This is a genomic window from Clostridium ihumii AP5, from assembly GCF_000612845.1.
Lineage (GTDB): Bacteria > Bacillota > Clostridia > Clostridiales > Clostridiaceae > Clostridium_J > Clostridium_J ihumii.
In genome coordinates this window covers 78,763-98,445 of record NZ_CCAT010000085.1, presented here as the reverse complement: position 1 = coordinate 98,445, position 19,683 = coordinate 78,763, and the positions used below count along the sequence as shown (strand labels likewise).

General features: G+C 27.7%; 13 protein-coding genes and 1 riboswitch. Of the genes, 12 read left to right on the top strand and 1 reads right to left on the bottom strand.

Features of this window, described 5'->3' with window-relative positions:
- Positions 1-37: 37 nt before the first annotated feature.
- Positions 38-628, bottom strand: a complete 591-nt coding sequence (locus tag BN346_RS18435) for an ATP-dependent Clp protease proteolytic subunit (RefSeq protein ID WP_040330528.1) — start codon at positions 626-628, stop codon at positions 38-40.
- Positions 629-1,017: 389 nt separating this feature from the next.
- On the opposite strand from BN346_RS18435, the gene BN346_RS18430 reads away from it, so the two are divergent.
- The 12 genes from BN346_RS18430 to BN346_RS18380 all read left to right on the top strand — a co-directional run bounded on the left by BN346_RS18430 (position 1,018) and on the right by BN346_RS18380 (position 19,627).
- The gene (locus BN346_RS18430; protein ID WP_051540516.1) at positions 1,018-2,820 is read left to right on the top strand and encodes a 5'-nucleotidase C-terminal domain-containing protein; all 1,803 of its coding nucleotides are present in this window, start codon (positions 1,018-1,020) and stop codon (positions 2,818-2,820) included.
- Positions 2,821-2,911: 91 nt separating this feature from the next.
- Positions 2,912-4,993 carry a 5'-nucleotidase C-terminal domain-containing protein gene (locus tag BN346_RS18425; protein ID WP_051540515.1) on the top strand — a complete coding sequence of 694 codons (2,082 nt, stop codon included), beginning with the start codon at positions 2,912-2,914 and terminating at the stop codon, positions 4,991-4,993.
- Positions 4,994-5,107: 114 nt separating this feature from the next.
- Positions 5,108-6,715 carry a 5'-nucleotidase C-terminal domain-containing protein gene (locus BN346_RS18420; protein ID WP_040330527.1) on the top strand — a complete coding sequence of 536 codons (1,608 nt, stop codon included), beginning with the start codon at positions 5,108-5,110 and terminating at the stop codon, positions 6,713-6,715.
- Between the two features lie 110 nt (positions 6,716-6,825).
- Positions 6,826-7,359: a chromate transporter gene (locus BN346_RS18415; RefSeq protein WP_040330526.1), complete on the top strand. Its 534-nt coding sequence runs from the start codon at positions 6,826-6,828 to the stop codon at positions 7,357-7,359.
- Between the two features lie 5 nt (positions 7,360-7,364).
- Positions 7,365-7,928, top strand: coding sequence for a chromate transporter (locus BN346_RS18410; protein WP_040330525.1), 564 nt, complete (start codon positions 7,365-7,367; stop codon positions 7,926-7,928).
- A gap of 300 nt (positions 7,929-8,228) precedes the next feature.
- Positions 8,229-10,091, top strand: coding sequence for a sensor histidine kinase (locus BN346_RS21055; RefSeq protein WP_074432741.1), 1,863 nt, complete (start codon positions 8,229-8,231; stop codon positions 10,089-10,091).
- Positions 10,092-10,147: 56 nt separating this feature from the next.
- Positions 10,148-10,311, top strand: a riboswitch (M-box (ykoK) riboswitch).
- A 190-nt stretch (positions 10,312-10,501) separates the two neighbouring features.
- Positions 10,502-11,848, top strand: a complete 1,347-nt coding sequence (gene mgtE / locus BN346_RS18400; RefSeq protein WP_040330522.1) for a magnesium transporter — start codon at positions 10,502-10,504, stop codon at positions 11,846-11,848.
- Positions 11,849-12,223: 375 nt separating this feature from the next.
- The gene (locus BN346_RS21810) at positions 12,224-12,388 is read left to right on the top strand and encodes a hypothetical protein (RefSeq protein ID WP_158644515.1); all 165 of its coding nucleotides are present in this window, start codon (positions 12,224-12,226) and stop codon (positions 12,386-12,388) included.
- A gap of 12 nt (positions 12,389-12,400) precedes the next feature.
- Positions 12,401-12,949: a class D sortase gene (locus tag BN346_RS18395; RefSeq protein WP_040330521.1), complete on the top strand. Its 549-nt coding sequence runs from the start codon at positions 12,401-12,403 to the stop codon at positions 12,947-12,949.
- Positions 12,950-12,999: 50 nt separating this feature from the next.
- Positions 13,000-16,581 carry a DNA polymerase III subunit alpha gene (locus BN346_RS18390; protein ID WP_040330520.1) on the top strand — a complete coding sequence of 1,194 codons (3,582 nt, stop codon included), beginning with the start codon at positions 13,000-13,002 and terminating at the stop codon, positions 16,579-16,581.
- A gap of 490 nt (positions 16,582-17,071) precedes the next feature.
- Complete coding sequence (locus BN346_RS18385; protein ID WP_040330518.1) at positions 17,072-18,706, top strand: carbon starvation CstA family protein; 1,635 nt, start codon at positions 17,072-17,074, stop codon at positions 18,704-18,706.
- A 402-nt stretch (positions 18,707-19,108) separates the two neighbouring features.
- The gene (locus BN346_RS18380) at positions 19,109-19,627 is read left to right on the top strand and encodes a DUF8052 family protein (protein WP_148361122.1); all 519 of its coding nucleotides are present in this window, start codon (positions 19,109-19,111) and stop codon (positions 19,625-19,627) included.
- Positions 19,628-19,683: the final 56 nt, after the last annotated feature.

Here is a 19,683-nt window from a genome sequence, read left to right as displayed (position 1 = left end):
AAACCTCAGTTTATCTGAGGTTTTTTTCTATAGATTATTATAATTCAGAACGGTTTGATATAATTTTACTAACTATGCCATAATCGATAGCATCATTAGAGCTTAACCAATAGTTTCTATCTGTATCTTTATCAACTTTTTCTAAAGGTTGACCAGTAGCTTCACTTATTATTGTATTGATTCTTTTTCTAACTCTTAAGATTTCTTCAGCTTCAATTCCTATGTCTGTAGCTTGACCATTGAATCCACCTAATGGTTGGTGAATCATGTATCTTGTATTAGGAAGAGAGTATCTGTTTTCCTTATCAGCAGCAAGGTAAATAGTTATACCAGCACTTGCTACCCAACCAGTTCCTATCATAATAACTTTAGGTTTAATAAATTTAATCATATCATGGATTGTATCTCCAGATTCAACATGACCACCTTGGCTATTTATAAATATTTTTATAGGTTCATCACTCATCTCTTCAAGAATTAAAAGTTGAGTAACTACTTTTTCAGCTAACGCTTGATTTATTTCACCAGAAATTATAATAGTTCTTGATTTTAATAATTTCTCTGTAAGTATACTTTGGTTTTCTTTAGATTTTTCTTCTTTTTCATTTTCTTTACCGTAAAAAAACATACTATTTTGTCCTCCTTAAAATTCAATGTATTTATAAACAAAAAATATGTATTATATTTATGTTTATAAATATAATATCACTAATTTAATTTCTTTCCAATATATTGAAAAATAAACATGAAAATTCGCAAAATAATTAAAATTTAAATTTGTAAAGACAAATTTCATTTTAATAAATTATTATTTGAAATTTTGAATATTAGTTATTAAAATTAAGAAAAATAAATATACTATATAAATAAATGAAAAAATATAGTATATCAAGAAAAAATACTACAAAAAACGACAAATGTTGTATACTTTTTAGTGCGTTAAGGCGAAAAAGTATTACATTTTTATAACAAATAGTGTATAATTTAGCTGATACTATTTCAATAAGGGGGAAAATTATGAAGAATTCATTGAAAATGAAAAAGATTTCATTAGCTGTGGCATTTTGTATGATATTTTCACTTGTTTTACAAGTAAATATGAATACAGTTTTTGCTGCTGATTCAGAGAAAGTTATTAATGTTTTAACTTTTAATGATTTTCATGGTTCAGTTCAAAATGCTGGAAAAGATTCAGGCGCAGCTAAGTTAGTTGGCGAAATAAATAAATTCAAAAGTGAAAATCCTAATACCATTGTTGTGGCAGGAGGAGATTTATTTCAAGGAAGTGCCATGTCAAATTTAACTTATGGAGCACCAGTAGCAGAAATGCTATCTTTAGCAGGTGTTAAATATTCTGCTGTAGGTAACCATGAATTTGACTGGGGACTTGATAAGTTTGCAGGTTGGGAAGAAAAAGGGAACTTTAGTTTCTTAGCATCAAACATATATGATAAATCTACAAATGCACCAGTTTCATGGGCAAAGCCTTATGCTATAGAAGAGATTGATGGAGTTAAAATAGGATTTATTGGTCTTACTACTCCTGAAACAGCAACAGCAACAGCAGCAGCTAATGTTGCAACTATAAATTTTGAAGATCCAGTTACAGTAGCTTCAGGACTTGCTAAAAAATTAAAAGAAGAAGAGAAAGTCAATGTTGTTATAGCATTAACTCATATGGCTAGTTCACAATCTGGTGATGGAAGTATTACTGGTGAGGCTGTTGAACTTACAAATGTAAAAGGCATAGATGCTGTAGTTTCATCTCATAGTCACTTAAAAGTTTGTGGAAAAGTTAATAATATACCTGTAATACAAGCTATGAAAAATGGAAGAGCTTTAGCAGGGTTACAAATAAAAATGAATGCGGATAAAACTATAAATGCTATAGAACCATCAATTGATGTATTATATGAAAGAGCAGATACTTTAGTTTCAGATTCAAATGCTGAAAATATGGTAAATAGATATAATCAAGAATTACAACCAATATTAGGTGAAAAAGTGGCAGAATTACAAGTTGATTTACCACATAATAGAGAAAATGGATTAAGTCCTCTTGGAGAATTTACAAGTAAATACTTGGCTAAAATAGCTGGAACAGAAATTTGTATAATGAACGGTGGAGGAATAAGAGATTCTTTAAATAAAGGAACTATAACTATGGGTGATATGTATAAAATATTCCCATTTGATAACACCCTAGTAAAAATGGAACTTAAAGGTTCTGATTTAAAGAAAGCTATAGAAAACGGTATAGCTCCAGCAGATTACGGTTGGGGACAATTTTATGGATTAAAAGTTTATTATGATAAAGATAAAGAATTTGGAAACAGAATAACTTATATGGAAACATTAAATGGTGAACCAATAGATATGGAAAAATACTATTCAGTAGCTACAAATGATTTCATGTTCACAGGTGGAGATAAATATGATTTCTCAGGCGCAATAAATTATGTAGACACAATGATACCTCTAAGAGATGCATTAGTTGATGAGTTCAAAAAAGAAGGAACATTAACTCATACGTATACTAATGCCCTTGTACAAGGTCCAAAACCAGAAACTAAACCAGAGGTTAAGCCAGAAGAAAAACCAGAAGTTAAACCTGAAACTAAACCAGAGGTAAAACCACAAGTAAAACCAAATACAGATAAAAAACCTTCAAATAACAAAAAACCTTCAAGTGATAAGTTACCTCAAACAGGTCAAAAACATGGAACTAATGATATGGTAGCTACAGGAACAGGTTTAATTATTATAGCAGGTATGATTTATGCTATAGGCAAAAAGAAAAATGAAAATGATGCAGCATAATTAAATATATGTCTGTAAATTAAAGTGATTGATAATTAAATTTATCAATCACTTTTGAATCAAACGAAATTTAACTATATAGGGGGACAATATGATAAAAAGTAATAAAAAAAGAACAGCATTAATGTTAGCACTTACCATGATGTCATCTATTGCATTAGGAAATATAAATAATAAAGTATTTGCAGCGGAAGAAAACAAAACTATTCAAATACTAGGAACATCTGATTTGCATGGATGGTTTGTATCTCATGATTATGCAAGCAATCAGGAAAATAAAAAGGGTGGATTAACACAAATCTCTACAGTAGTTAAGGAAATGAAAGCACAAAATAGCAGAACTATGGTTGTAGATGCTGGAGATACAATACAAGACAACATGTCAGATTTGTACATAAATGATGAGATTCATCCAATGATATATGCCATGGATGAAATCGGTTACTCATCTTGGACTCTTGGAAATCATGAATTTAATTATGGCAGTGAAGTTATTGAAAGAGTAGTTACACAACCTAAAAATATGAAAGTTCTTTGTGGAAATGTTTATAAAGCAGATGGAACATTACTTGGAGAACCATATACAGTTGTAAATTTAGATGGTATAAGAGTAGCAAACATCGGAATGACAACACCAAATATAATGAAATGGGATGGACCTAAATTAGAAGGATATAAAGTAACAGATCCAATAGTTGAAACTAAAAAGGCTATAGAAAAAATAAAATCAAATAATGAAGCTGATATTATAATTGCTACAGTTCATATGGGAAAAGATAAGGAATACATAGATGGAGACAATGCTACAGATTTAGCAAATGCTTGTCCTGAATTAGCAGCAATAATAGGCGGACATGCACATTCAAAAATTCAAGGAGAATCTGTGAATGGTGTTATAATAACGGAGCCAGGAAAACAAGGTGAACAAATATCTAAAATTAACATTGAGTTATCAAAAGATAATAATGGAAAATACAATGTTGCAAATAAAAGTTCAGAATTAGTTGATGTAAAAAATTATCCAGTAGATGAAGAATTAAATACTAAATTAAAGCCTTTTTATGATAAAGGTGTAAATGATGCAAATCAAGTTATAGGTACTTTAGTAGGTGGTGATTTAACTCCACAAGATGAAATTAAAGGAATAACACAAGCACAAATACAAGATACACCAGTAATGGACTTAATATTAAACACACAATTATATTACACTAAACCATATATTCCAGAAGGTGCTAGAAATGTTACTTCAGCAGCTTTATTTAGTAATAGTGCAAATATAAAAGAAGGCGAAATAAAGAAATCAGATGTAGTAAAAATTTATAAGTTTGATAATACTTTATATACATTAAAAGTAAATGGAGATCAATTAAAAAGATATATGGAATGGTCAGCATTATACTATAATCAATATAAAGAAGGAGATTTAACTATTTCTTTTAATCCTGAAATGAGAGGATATTTATACGATATGTTTGCTGGGGTAAAATATGATATAAATATATCTAAGCCAGCAGGAGAGAGAATAGAAAATTTAACTTATGAAGATGGAAGTAAAGTAAATCCAAGTGATGTAATATATTTAACAGCAAATGATTATAGAACAAGCACTAAGCTTTTAGGTGATCTTTATAAAGATGAAAATGTGGAAGTTATACATAAAAGTGCAGATACTGAAATAGGAGCTGTTAGGGATTTAATAAGAGAATATATAATCAATGTTAAAGGTGGAGTAATAACTCCGGAAACTGATAACAATTGGAAAATAACAGGATGTAACTTTGATAGTGCTAAAAGAAATGCATTAATAAAACTTGTAAATGAAGATAAAGTTCAAGTTCCAACTAGTGAAGATGGAAGAACTTATAATATAAGAAGTATAACATGGGATGAAATTAAAAGTTTAGTTCCAGTTATAGAAGAAGATGTTAAAAAAGATGAAGAAATTAAAGGTGAAGAAAACACATCAAAAGACACAGTTAATGCAGAAAATAGTGTAAATAAGAATGAGAAAACAAGTAGCAAAAACTCAAAAAATAATGATAAGTTACCACAAGCAGGACAAAAATATGGTAGTGAAGATATGATTATTATAGGATTAGCTTTAATAGTTGTATCAGGAATAACTTACTTTTCTTATAATACTAAAAAAAATAAGAAACATAGTGCATAGCAGATAAATATAAAAAAGCAGTTAAATATTATATTAACTGCTTTTTTATGTTTATTTTTGGAAGTTTAGGGTAGTAATTAAATATAAATGTTTTTTATGAATGGAGGAATAAACTTGATTAAGAAGAATAACAAGATAAAAGTAGTTATCTTTACTTTATTTTTGACATTTGTATTAAGCACAAAAAATTTAGCATATGGAATTGAAAATGATTGTGATATTAATATTTTAAGTATGAATATGAACAATATTATATCAATTACAAAAGAAGAAAAGGAAAATTTGATTAATAAAATTAAAATGAGTGTACAAGACAATAATAGTACAATTTTATTGATGAATATGGATTTAAATTATGATAGAAATAATTATGAAAATGATGATTGTATAAGTGAAATTTTGGAGTTATCAGATATTAAGTACTATAGTAGTAATCAATTTATAGACAATATAGATATTATTAAAGAGAAGGATGATATTAAAGTATTATGTTCTAATATGCAATTAAAAGATAATAAATATCAGATTTGCGAATATGAAATAAAAGAAGTTGGAAATAAAAAAATAGCATTTTTAGGAGCTAAAATATTAGATAAATATATATTAAATGAGGAAGAAATTAACTTTACAGAGCCAAAAGAAAAAATATTAAATATCATTGAAGAATTAAAAGAAAAAGAGAGTATTGATGAATTTGTGATAATTACTGATGTAGAAGAAAATAGTATACAATCAGATATGATAAAAACACAATTGAATGAAATTTCTAAGTTGAAGGATGTAAGTTTAGTAGTTAAAACAAATTCAAATAACTTAATAGTTGAAAATAAAATAGTTAAAGATATTAATAATTATGAGGTAGAAATAGTTGATGAAAACAAAAAAGAAGATGTTCAAAAAAGTGTTGAAAAAGGGTATATAGGAACACTAGAAACAGAACTCATACATGATAATATTGTTGGATTATCTCCATTAGGAGAATTTTTAAGTTATAACTTGAAAGAATTTGCACATACAGATATAGCTATGATAAATGGAGAAAATATAAAGGGAAAGTTACAAGAGGGATCAATTTCAAAAGAGAACATAGTTAGTTTATTTAAAGAGGATACTGAATATAAGAAAATAAATATAAAGGGAAATGAGCTAAAGAAAATTATAGAAAGTGGTATAAAGGAAAAAGGCTGTATTCAATTTTACGGAATAAAAGTAGAATACATTAAAGACAAAGATAATAAAATAAATATAAATAATATTAAGGATTTAAACAATAGTAGTATAGACGAAGAAAATATATATAATTGTGTTGTGGATGAAAAATTATTAAAAAAGTTAGATAACAAAAGTTATAAAAAAATAGATGAGTTTTATTTAAATAATGAATGTTTTATAGATTTGCTTTCAGAAAAAATAGGAAAAGAAAAAAATATAGAATATAGTTTTACTAATGCTCTAATAAAATTGGAAATTGATATTGAGAATGAAATGTGTGAAGACGAAAAACAAAATGAAGCAACTAATGTAAAAATAAAAAATTATGAAGATGAAGTAAAAAAATTAGAGAAAAAGGTTAAAAAACAAAATAGTAGTGATAAGATGTTACCGCAAACAGGATGTATTATAGGGGCTAATACATTAATAAAACAGGGCATAATTTTTGCTGTTATAGCAGTTACTATGAAGGAGTTTACAAAAATTAAAAAGTTGAAAAATATGGATTAAAATGATATTATAATTATAAGGTCATTAAAAAGGAGAGCTATATTTAGCTATGCTTTTTATGACCTTTTTTATTTGTGAAATACAATATATTAGTTTTTAGGGGGACAGAAATGAAGGAGTTATTAGACTTATTTTGGACGTTTTTTAGAATTGGAGGTCTTACTTTTGGTGGTGGATATGCAATGCTACCAATGATACAAAAAGAAGTTGTTGAGAAGAGAAAATGGGCAACGGATGAAGAAGTAGTAGATTATTACGCAGTAGGACAATGTACACCAGGAGTTATAGCAGTTAATACTGCAACATTTATAGGATATAAACAAAAAGGAATAGTAGGAGGAATTATTGCAACTTTAGGAGTTATATTTCCATCATTGATTATTATAATGACAATAGCTGCATTTTTGCAGAACTTTGCAGAAATTCAGTGTGTACAATATGCTTTTTCAGGAATTAGAGTTGCAGTAGTTGTATTAGTAATAAATGCAATAATTAAATTGTGGAAAACATCAGTTAAAGATAATATAGGAATTTTTATTGCTATATTATCTTTTATTGTAGTTGCTTTTTTAAAGTTATCACCTATATATATAATACTTGCTTCAGGGGCAATTGGATTATTATTAAAAGGAAGTAAGAGGTAAGAAAAATGATATACATAAAGTTATTTATAGAGTTTTTTAAGATAGGATTATTTTCAATCGGTGGAGGATTAGCAACACTTCCATTCTTGTATGATTTAGCGAATAAATATACATGGTTTGATAAAGAAATGATTGTAAATATGGTGGCAGTTTCAGAATCTACACCAGGTCCAATAGGAGTAAATATGGCAACATTTGCTGGATTTCATTCAGGTGGGATATTTGGAGGTGTTTTGGCAACTATAGGTCTTGTTGCACCATCAATAATAATAATAATAACTATTGCACACTTTTTAGAAAAGTTTAAAGAGAGTGAATATGTAAAATCAGTATTTTATGGACTAAGACCAGCAGTTACTGGACTTATAGCAGCAGCAGGATTTGAAGTCTTAAAAATTGCTATATTAAATTTAGATAAATTCAAAGAGTTTGGACAAATTAGAAATTTAATTAATATGAAAGCTACAATACTACTAGTAATATTATTGTATTTGACTAATAAATATAAAAAACATCCCATTGTATACATAGGATTAGCCGCTGTAATTGGGGTTGTGTTTAAATTCTAAAATTTATAAAATAATTTAATATATTTAAGAGCAAGTTTAATTATAAATTTGCTCTTTTTATAAGCTAAATAATATATAATTATTTAAAAATATACAAAATATTATAAAAAATATACAAAATTTAAAACAAATATTTAATTTTAAAGTTAATAAGTTGTATATACACTTGTAAAATATTATAATTAATTTAATATATGTAAAATAATTTCAATACTATATAATAAAATTCTATTTTAATATTTTGTGTTCTGGTACTAATTTATAATTTAAATTTATGAAGATAGCAGGAGGTAAAGTGTTTTGGGTGGGGAGAATTTTAGAGAGATACTAGAGGTCAGTCCTATTAATTATTTTTATTGTGAGGTTATAAAAAATAGCACTGGACAGATTAAAGACATTATTGTAATTGAAAGCAATTATAGAAATTTTAGCAATGAAAAGGATCTAGAGATATTACCAAAAACATTTAAAGATAACAATATAAATTTGATTGAAATTATAAAAAAAGTATTAAAAAATGGAAAGTATAAATATGGAGAATTAGAATTTACGAAATTATCAGAAAAAAGAATTGTTATATGGGGAAATATATTTAATCTATTTAGTGAAAATAATTTAGTTAATAATGAGTGTTTTAGCAAAAATCTTTTTAATTGCATTCCAACATCTATTTTTTTAAAAGATATGGAGGGACGATATGTTTTTTTCAATAAAGCATTAGAAAAGCATCTAGCATTAAAAGAATCAGATATATTATGGAAAAAAGATAATGAAATACCTTTATTAAAAAGTGATGCAGAAGCATTTGAAAGAACTGATAAAATTGTAATTGAAAATCGAATGAATATAAAGTTTGAACAGAAACTTTATAACAATAAAGGAATAAAACATTTAGAAGAATGTATTAAAAGTCCATTTATAGATGAATATAATAATGTAAGAGGAGTTGTTGGAATAATTAGAGATATATCTAAACAAAAAGAGTTTGAAAAGCGAATGAAGCGAAAAGAAGAGGTAATCAGGGAGATATTCGACAACATTCAAGATGCAATAATATTTAGCTCTAAAGAAGAGATATTATATGCAAACGAAGCTTATGAAAGATTAACTGGATTAAATTATAATAAGGTAAAAGGTTATAATAGCATAGAAATTTTAAAACAATGTATATACGATGAAGATAAGTGGATTTTAGATAATTATGATTATAAAAATGAATTTGAATGTAAATTTAGAATAATAAAATCAGATAATAAAATAAAATGGATTTGGTTTAAGGCAAATCCAATTAAAAATGAAAGTGGAAAAATTGTTAGGAGAGTAGAAGTTTTAACAGATATTACATTTGAAAAAAAACAACAGTTAGAATTAGAAGAATTAAGAACAGAATTTTTTGCTAATTTATCTCATGAATTTAGAACTCCAATAAATTTAATGTCTAGTGCAATACAGATATTAATGTTAAAATTGCAACACGATCAGGTAGAAGATAAAGAAAAATATATGGAGTATATATTTATATGTAAAAAGAATATTTTTAGATTATTAAAGTTAATAAATAATTTAACAGATTCAACAAAACTAAGTGCAGGATATCTTGAATATACTCCTGAAAACTATGATATAGTAAATTTTATTGAGGATATTTGTTTATCAGTTGCAGAATTTGCTAAAAATCATGAAATAAATGTGATATTTGATACTGAAATAGAAGAAAAAATTATAAGTTTTGACTTAGAAAAGATGGAAAGAATAATGCTAAATTTACTTTCAAATTCAATAAAGTTTGGGAAAAAGGGTGGTAATATAACTGTACTAATACAAGAGGGTAAAGACTTTATAAAAATATCTGTTGAGGATGATGGGTTAGGAATACCTAAAGATAAAATTGATTTTATTTTTGATAGGTTTAAAAATATTAACAACAGACTTACTAAAGTCAATGAAGGAAGTGGCATAGGTCTTTATATAGTAAAAGCATTAGTGGAACTCCATAATGGGAAAATAGAAGTTGATACAGAATTTGGAGTAGGTTCAAAATTTACTATTACGATACCAAACTTATTAAATGAATATAGTGATGAAGCATATGAATTATATAAATCTAAAAAATTCTCACTCAGTAAGATGGATGTAGAATTTTCGGATATATATATTAATTAATTAATTAAAAATAATTGACATATTTAAGCTAAAGCAATAATATGAAGTGAGGATAAAAAAATAACTGTTAGGTGAGGTTCCTATAAAGAAATATGCTACTGCCCAGAAAAATCGAGAGATTCCAACGGGTTAGCAGAAGTTATCGATAAGGTAATTTTTAATGTAGCTGGCTAGTTTGTCTACGCTTTATAGTGCCAAAGCTCCACAGATAGAGAGTTATAGGACTTTTTAGTGTGAGCTAAAAAGTCTTTTATAGTTTGTTTCTAATTTTATTTTAAGAAAGTGTGGTGGTATAAATGGAATCTGGTCCTCATAGTCAGACGTGTTCTAGGGAAAGATATATTAAGCTAGAGGAAGATAGTACGGACATTTATATCACGATTTCCTTTAGCAAATAAGGGAGGAAAAACATGAATATTGAAATAGATAAGGAGAATTTAAAAGAATTTTTACTTTACTCATCATTAGAAGAGATAAATGAAAATATTGAAGATATTCATCCAGCTGATATTTTAGATGTTATACATGAGAATGAAGAATTAATTTGGGATATATTAGGCAAAATACCAGAGTGGATGATAGCACAAATTATAGATGAAGAAGAAGATGACGATAAGAAATTTGAAATATTAAATAAGTTTCCAGAAAGTAAACAAAGAAAAATTGTTGAAGATATGTCATCAGATGAATTAGCAGACTTGTTAGGTACATTAGATGAAGAACAAAGTAATAAACTCTTAGGTATAATGCCCAAAGAAGATGCAGAAGATGTAAGACAACTGTTAACATATGATCCAGATACTGCTGGTGGAATAATGGCAACGGAGTTCATATCAATTAATGAAAGTATGTGTGTAAAAGAAACATTAAAATATCTTCAAGAAGTAGCTCCGGATGCAGAAACAGCATATTATATGTATGTTATAGATAATAATGAGATGTTAAAAGGTGTTGTTTCTTTAAGAGAAATTGTTGTAAGCCCTTTTGATACTCCAATTTCAGAAATAATAAATACCAATGTAATAAGCTTAACTTATGATATGGATCAAGAAGAAGTTGCACATATGTTCGAGAAGTATGGATTCTTACTTATGCCAGTTGTTGACCATAATGATAAGATGCTTGGGATAGTTACCGTTGATGATATTATGGAAATATTAAGAGATGAAACAACAGAAGATATTCACCGTCTTGCAGGTATGGATGAAGGTGAAAAAGTAAATGGCACTATGATTGAATCAGTTAAAAGTAGACTTCCATGGTTATTTGTAAATTTAGTAACAGCAATTATAGCATCAAGTGTAGTAAATTTATTTCAAGGAACAATTAGCGAAGTTGTTATTTTAGCTACATTTATGCCTATTGTTGCTGGAATGGGTGGTAATGCAGGAACACAAACATTAACACTTATTGTAAGAGGTATTGCATTAGGAGAATTAACTGGAGAAAATTCAAGGAAAATATTTTTTAAAGAGTTAGGTGTGGGATTTACTAATGGGATTTCAGTTGGTCTAGTAGCTGCATTGATTGGAATGATTTGGGCAGGAAAGCCTATTTTTGGATTAGTACTTGGCACAGCTATGATATTAAATATGACAGCAGCGACAACAGCAGGTTTTTTAGTTCCAGTTATACTTAAAAAATTAAAAGTAGATCCAGCTTTAGCATCAGCTGTATTTGTTACAACATGTACAGATGTTTTAGGATTCTTTTTCTTTTTAGGATTATCAACAGTATTTATACAATATTTAATATAAAATATGGAAAATGAAAGTTTTGATATAAAACTTTCTTTTTTTTATATTAAAAACACATTGTTTAATTTTCTATTAGATTTGCAGAGAAAATTAGTTGAAAACAATATAAAAACGTAGTTTTTATATATTTGTATTTTAAATATTAGGAATGAAATGAGTAATATTCACCATAACTTTTCACTCTTCACTCTTACTTCTTATTTGGTTTTAAATGAAAAAAGAAATAAACTGTAAGCTTAATAATATCATTTGAGAAAAACATTACTTTAAATTTGAAATTGGAACCCTATAAGTGAAATTAATATTAATTTTCAATTTAGCACTAATTATAGTAAAATAGGCTTATAAAATCTTTATTGGGATGAGGAGGGGGAAATGAATAAAATATTGAAAAAGTCTATTGGTAATATAGTTAAGGCAACATATAAAATAGGTGCTTTAAAAAGTCGCAAAACAGGTATTAAATTAGTTTCAAAAGAAGCTTTGTATGGTATAAAAATAGCGACTAAAGTTAATAAAATAAAGAGAAGTTTAAAATAGGGAGAGAGAAAAGTGAAGGTTGGAAAAATAATTTTTAATTTAGTTGTAATTTTACTGCTGTGTGCAGGTATAGCAATGGTTGGAATTGGTATTAACAATAAGTCTAAAACACAGAAAGCTCAAAATGAATATAAAGAGGCTTTTGAGAAGGGTGTGGATGAAGGAAAGGTACAAGATGAAAGTATTATTTGTATGTTAGAAATACCTAAAATTAATCTAAGTGTTGTTGTAAGAGAAGGAACTGAAGATGGAACTTTAGCATATGCAGTAGGGCATTTTGAAGATACAGCTATGCCAGGTGAAAAAGGAAATTTTGCAGTGGCAGGACATAGAAATTACACAACAGGAGAATTCTTTTTAAAAATTAATGAACTAGTTAAAGGTGATGAGATTAAAGTTACAACATATGAAAATAACTACACATACATAGTAACAGATAGTGAAACTGTAGCACCTAATAATATGGATGTGTTAAAAGAAACAGAAGGTGCAACTATAACATTAGTAACATGTAATGATGACGGAAGTGAAAGATTAATAGTTAGAGGAAATTTAAAATAGGTTAAGAGATTAAGTTGGAAAATGATAAAAACAAAAGAAAGGAGTTATAAATGGAAGAGAATTTAGGCGATTTTGTTCATTTGCATGTTCATACAGGATATAGTCTTTTAGATGGTTCAGGAAAGATTGATAAGCTAGTAAAAAGAGCTAAGGAATTAGGTATGAAGAGTTTAGCAATAACTGACCATGGTGTGATGTATGGATGTGTGGATTTTTATAAAGCTGCAAAAGATGTTGGGATTAAGCCTATTATTGGATGTGAAATATATGTATCATCAAATTCAATGTTCATTAAAGATAATAGAACAGAGAATAAGACCAATCATTTAGTTTTACTTGTGAAAAATGAAAAAGGTTATGAAAATCTAATGGAAATAGTTTCAAAAGCATCAATAGAAGGATTTTATTATAAACCTAGAGTTGATCATGAGTTTTTAGAAAGTCATAGCGAAGGATTAATTGCATTAAGTGCATGTTTAGGTGGGGAAGTACAATCACACTTATTAAAAAATAATAAAGAAAAAGCAAAAGAAGCGGCATTAAGGTTTAAAAAAATCTTTAAAGAGGGATTTTACCTAGAGCTTCAATATCATAACTTACAAGAACAATTAAAAGTAAATGAGATGCTTATAGAACTTTCGAAAGAATGTGATATACCACTTGTATGTACAAATGATGTGCATTACATAAATGAAAAAGATGCTAAATCCCATGATGTACTACTTTGTATACAGACAGGAAAAGTAGTTGAAGATAAAGATAGGATGAGATATCCTTCTAATCAATTCTATTTAAAATCTCCAGATGAAATGAAAAAAGTATTTGGATATATACCAGAGGCATTAGAAAATACAGTTAAAATAGCTGAGGAATGCAATTTTGATTATGAATTTCATAAGTCAAAGCTCCCAAAGTTTCCATTGCCAGAAGGTACTGATGCATATGAGTATTTAAAAAAGGAATGTTATGTTGGATTAATAGAACGATATGATTCCTTTAAGGAACTTAGAGGAAGAGAATATGATTTTGATGCTGTATTAAAAATTGGAGCAGAAAATTCTGAAGCAAAAAACCTTATTGACAGACTTGAATATGAGCTTGGCATAATAAAACAAATGGGATATGTAGATTATTTCTTAATTGTTTGGGATTTTATAAAATATGCAAATGATAATGGAGTGCCAACAGGACCAGGACGGGGCTCGGCTGCAGGAGCAATAGTAGCATATACTTTAGGAATAACTAAAATTGATCCAATTAAATATGGATTGATATTTGAAAGATTTTTAAACCCAGAAAGAGTTAGTATGCCAGATATTGATTCGGATTTTTGCTATGAAGGAAGACAAAAAGTTATAGATTATGTTGTTGAAAAGTATGGAAAAAACAATGTATCACAAATTATAACTTTTGGAACTATGGCACCTAGAGCAGGAATTAGAGATGTTGGAAGAGCTATGAATTATCCATATGCAGAAGTAGATAGAATAGCCAAAATGATTCCAACAGTTTTAAATATAACTATTGATAAAGCATTAGAGATGAATCCAGAGCTAAAGGAAGCTTATGATAATGAAGAAAGAGTCAAAGAACTTATAGATATAGCTAGAGATTTAGAAGGTCTTCCAAGGCATAGTTCAACACATGCAGCAGGAGTTGTTATAGCATCAAAACCACTTGTAAATTATGTTCCACTTCAAAAAAATGAGGATATGATAGTAACACAATTTACAATGGGTACACTAGAAGAACTTGGACTTTTAAAAATGGATTTCCTTGGTTTAAGAACTTTAACTGTAATGAGAGATTGCTTAAGAATTATAAAGAAAAATAAAGGAATTGATATTGACTTAGACAAGATAGATTTTGACGATCATAATGTATATAAAATGATTGGAGAAGGAAAAACAGTTGGAGTATTTCAATTAGAGTCAGCTGGTATGACAAGTTTCATGAAGGAATTAAAGCCAGATTCACTAGAGGATATCATAGCTGGAATAAGTCTTTATAGACCAGGTCCAATGGCTGAAATTCCTAGATATATAGAGAGTAAGAAAAATCCTGATAATGTTAAATATGAAACTAAAGAGTTAGAAGATATACTTGACGTAACTTATGGAGTTATGGTTTACCAGGAACAGGTAATGGAAATAGTTAGAAAGTTAGGTGGGTATTCTTTAGGTAGAAGTGATATGGTTAGAAGAGCCATGTCTAAGAAAAAACATAAAGTAATGGAAGAAGAGCGAAAAAACTTTATTTATGGAATTGTAGATGAAGATGGAAACATAGAAGTACCAGGATGTATTAGAAATGGAATATCTGAAGATGCAGCTAATCGAATATTTGACCAAATGATGGATTTTGCTTCTTATGCATTTAATAAGAGTCACGCAGCATCATATGCTGTAGTTGGATATCAAACTGCATATTTAATGAGATATTATCCAGCAGAATTTATTGCAGCTATGCTAAATTCAGTTAAGGGGATAAGTGAAAAGGTTGCATTTTATATTAGATTTGCAAATCAACTAGGTATAGATGTATTTCCACCAGATATAAACGAAAGTTATTCTGAGTTTACTGTTAATGAAAATAGTATAAGGTTTGGACTTTCTGCTATAAAAAACGTAGGAGACAATGTTATAAAATCAATAGTTCAGGATAGAGAACAAAAAGGTAAGTTTGTAGGATTGATGGATTTTTGCAATAAAATAGATACATCTATAGTTAATAAAAGAGCAGTAGAGAGTCTAATAAAAGCAGGTGCTTTTGATTCATTAGGAATATATCGTTCAAAACTATCAGCTGTGTTTGAAAGAGTATTGGAAGGTATAAACAATGAAAGAAAAAGAAATGTAAAAGGGCAATTAAGCTTGTTTAATGATATTTTGGAAGATGATAAGCCGGAGGAAGTTGAATTCCCTAATATAAAAGAATTCAATAAAAGGGCATTACTGGCTATGGAAAAAGAAATGACAGGAATATACCTTACAGGACATCCATTAGATGATTACGAAAATTCATTGAAAATGCAAACAAGTCATAAAATATCTGATTTGCTTAAAGATGAGGCTTTGGAAGAAGAAGCTTTAGATGATGAAGTTGAAATACAAGAAAGTAATATGAAAGTAAATGATGGAGATAAAGTTGTAGTTGGTGGGTTAATATCAACAGTAAGTAGAAAAATAACAAAAAATAATACAATGATGGCATTTTTGACGTTAGAAGATATATATGGCTCTATAGAAGTTGTTGTATTTCCCAAAACCTTTGATAAATGTAGAAATATGATAAATGAAGATGAAGTAGTTCTAATTAAGGGAAGAGTAGCAGTAAGAGAAGATGAACAAAATAAGATTTTGTGTGAAGAAATAACACCATTAATTAATATAGGAAAAGATAAAATCTATATATTAATTGAGAATAAGGATAAATTAAAAGATACAACTTCACTTATAAAGCAGGAATTTATAGGTGCTAGAGGGAATACTCCTGTATACTTATGCACTGCAAGTGATAGGAAATCTTATTTATTAGATAAGAGTTATTGGTTGGAAAATGAATATGACACATTAATTTTACTTAAACAATTATTTGGTGAGAATAATGTAAAAATAATAGAAGGCAAATAAAAAACTCAAATATAGAGGTGAATGAATTATTTCATTCGCCTCTATATTTTTGAGGACATATTAAATATTTAAATATGTATAATTAAATACTTGATTTATAAAATTGTAAGGTTTAAAATTAAGTCAAAGGTAGAAAAAGGAAAAAATTCAAAATAAATATATTTGTATAATCATAAAATAATATTAATTCAATATACATTTAGTAAGCATAGATATATAATTAACTTTAAATTTATAGAGTTTATACTTAACTTTTATGCACTTATGTTAATGTATTTATTAAAAATATTTTATTCAAGTAAAAGTTTACAAGACATTTAAAATCACATATTATGAATGCACTTAAAAATATTTCTAAAATTTTACACTAAATTATTTAAATTTTAAAATAAACTCCTAATTTAAATTAATATATATCTTTGTAAAATATATTATTCTAAGAAATTATATATTTCATGGAATCAATATTAAAAAGGGGGAGAGTATTTTTATGAATGCAGTAGTTTTATTGTTAGGAGCAGTAGTTATATTCATTATTGCTTATGTAACTTATGGAGCATGGTTAGGAAAAAAATGGGGCATTGATCTAAAGAGACAAACGCCAGCACATACTAAATTTGACAATGTTGATTATGTACCAGCAGATGCGAGAATATTATTGGGTCATCACTTTTCATCAATAGCTGGAGCAGGGCCAATAACAGGACCAATAGTAGCAGCGGTTTTTGGTTGGTTACCAGTATACTTGTGGATATTAGTAGGTAGTATATTTGTTGGAGGAGTTCATGATTATGGTGCATTATTTGCATCAATAAGGCATGAGGGTAAAAGTATTGGAGAGATTATAAAAGATACGTTGGGTAAAAAAGGAAAATTACTATTTAATATATTTGCATGGGCAACATTAATATTAGTTGTTGCGGCATTTACAGATATTTGTGCAGGATCATTTGCTTATGATGCTGCAAAACCTGAAAATTTAGCAGGTGCTCAAGCTGGAACTGCATCAATGCTTTTTATAGTGCTTGCAATAGGTTTTGGATATTTTGTAAATAAAAAAGGCAAAGGTGTAGGGGTATCCACTGTTGTTGGAGTAATACTTTTATTCTTATGTGTATGGATTGGGTACATGTTCCCAGTTATAAAACTAGGGAAAGGTGCTTGGATGATAATATTAATAATATATATAGCAGCAGCATCAATAATGCCAGTGTGGATATTATTACAACCTAGAGATTATTTATGTTCATTCTTACTATATGCAATGCTAATTGGTGGAATTATAGGTATATTTGTAAGTCATCCAAGTTTAGAAATAGCATCATTTACAGGATTTACAAATGTTAGAGGAGAGACATTATTTCCATTCTTGTTTGTAACAGTTGCATGTGGAGCAGTTTCAGGTTTCCATTCATTAATTGGATCAGGAACTTCTTCTAAACAGATAGATAAAGAAGGCGATGCAAGACTTATAGGATATGGTGCAATGCTAATAGAAGGTATTGTAGCAGTAGTTGCTCTTATAGCAGTTGGAGCATTTGCAAAAACAGAAGGTGCACCGGCAACAGTATTTGCAAATGGATTAGCAAGTTTTATGAATGGATTTGGAGTACCTGTTGATGTAGGTAGAGTATTTGTACTTTTAACATTTTCAGCTTTTGCATTAACAAGTTTAGACTCAGCAACAAGAATTGGTAGGTATATATTCCAAGAAACTTTTGAAGAAACAAAAGGTGAATTGAAGAAAACATGTACTAATAAGTGGTTTGCAACAATAATTACAGTTGTAGCAGCAGGACTTTTAACAGTTTGTGGTTATGAAAAAATTTGGCCAATATTTGGTTCTGCCAATCAACTATTAGCTGCTCTAGCACTTTTAGCATTAAGTGCATGGTTATTAAAAATGGGAAGAAGTTATGTAATGGCAATAGTTCCTATGGTATTTATGTTTATTGTAACAATTACAGCTTTAGTTATACTTATCTATAAAAACTTATTTGCTGGTGGAACTATAGTATTAGGAATATTGGGGCTATTATTATTAGTAGTAGCAATACTTTTACTAATAGAAGCATATAATCAACTAATAAAAAATAAGAATAAATCAACAACAAAACAAGCGTAAAATCAAATATAAAAGTATATATAAAGAGAACTTTTGATTTAAGTTCTCTTTTATTAATATAGGGTTCAAATCTCAAATTTTAAATAATAGCTTTTTCAAATGATACTACTAATATTACAGTTAATTCAAATTATTGTATCTAGAACCAATTACTGATTAACAGTTAACAATTAACAATTATGGTATATATTATTAACTTCGTTCTTAATATTTATGAATAAAAGTTCATAAAAACTAAGTTTTTATATAATCTTTAATTAATTTGTTCTACAAATTATTTTAAAAATTCCTTAAAAAAACTGAGCTTTCAGTTTTATCCTTCATTGTTAATTGTTAATTTTTTTACTATATTTTAAATTGCTTTTGCTCAATTGGAATAAGAGTAATTTATGGGAGGGGAAAATGATGAATAATAGTGATGAATATATTGAAAAATTAAGTAAAAAATATGAAAGGAATTTCAAGATTTATAAGGATGAAGTTATAGAAAATAAGAAAATAAATTTGTATGCAAGTTATAAAAATATAGCAGGAAGAACTTTTATAACTAAAAATGATGTTATAGATAGATATGAGATTAATGAGCATTGTTTAATAAAGAAGTTTGACAATATAAACAAAGATATTTTAATGGATTTTTGGGAATATGGAAAGAAGCTTACAGAGGTTTTAGTAAAACCTCATAGTGAACATAAGAGTAGTGATATAACATTAGTGATGATATGCAATGAAAGTCCTAGAGAAGATGAAATAAAGGCTATAAAAAGATTAAAGTATAGTAAGTTATATAAATTATCTTTTTATGGAAGTAGTCAAGTTAATTTAATTCTTGTAGATATAAATAATAAGAAAGTTTACAGTAGTAAAATGGCTAAGAACTTGAAAAAGGTTTATGCTCCTGAAGTTGTTTCAGTGATATAGGGTTCCAAGTTCAAATTTAAAGTAATGTCTTTCTCAAATGATATTATTAAGCTTAC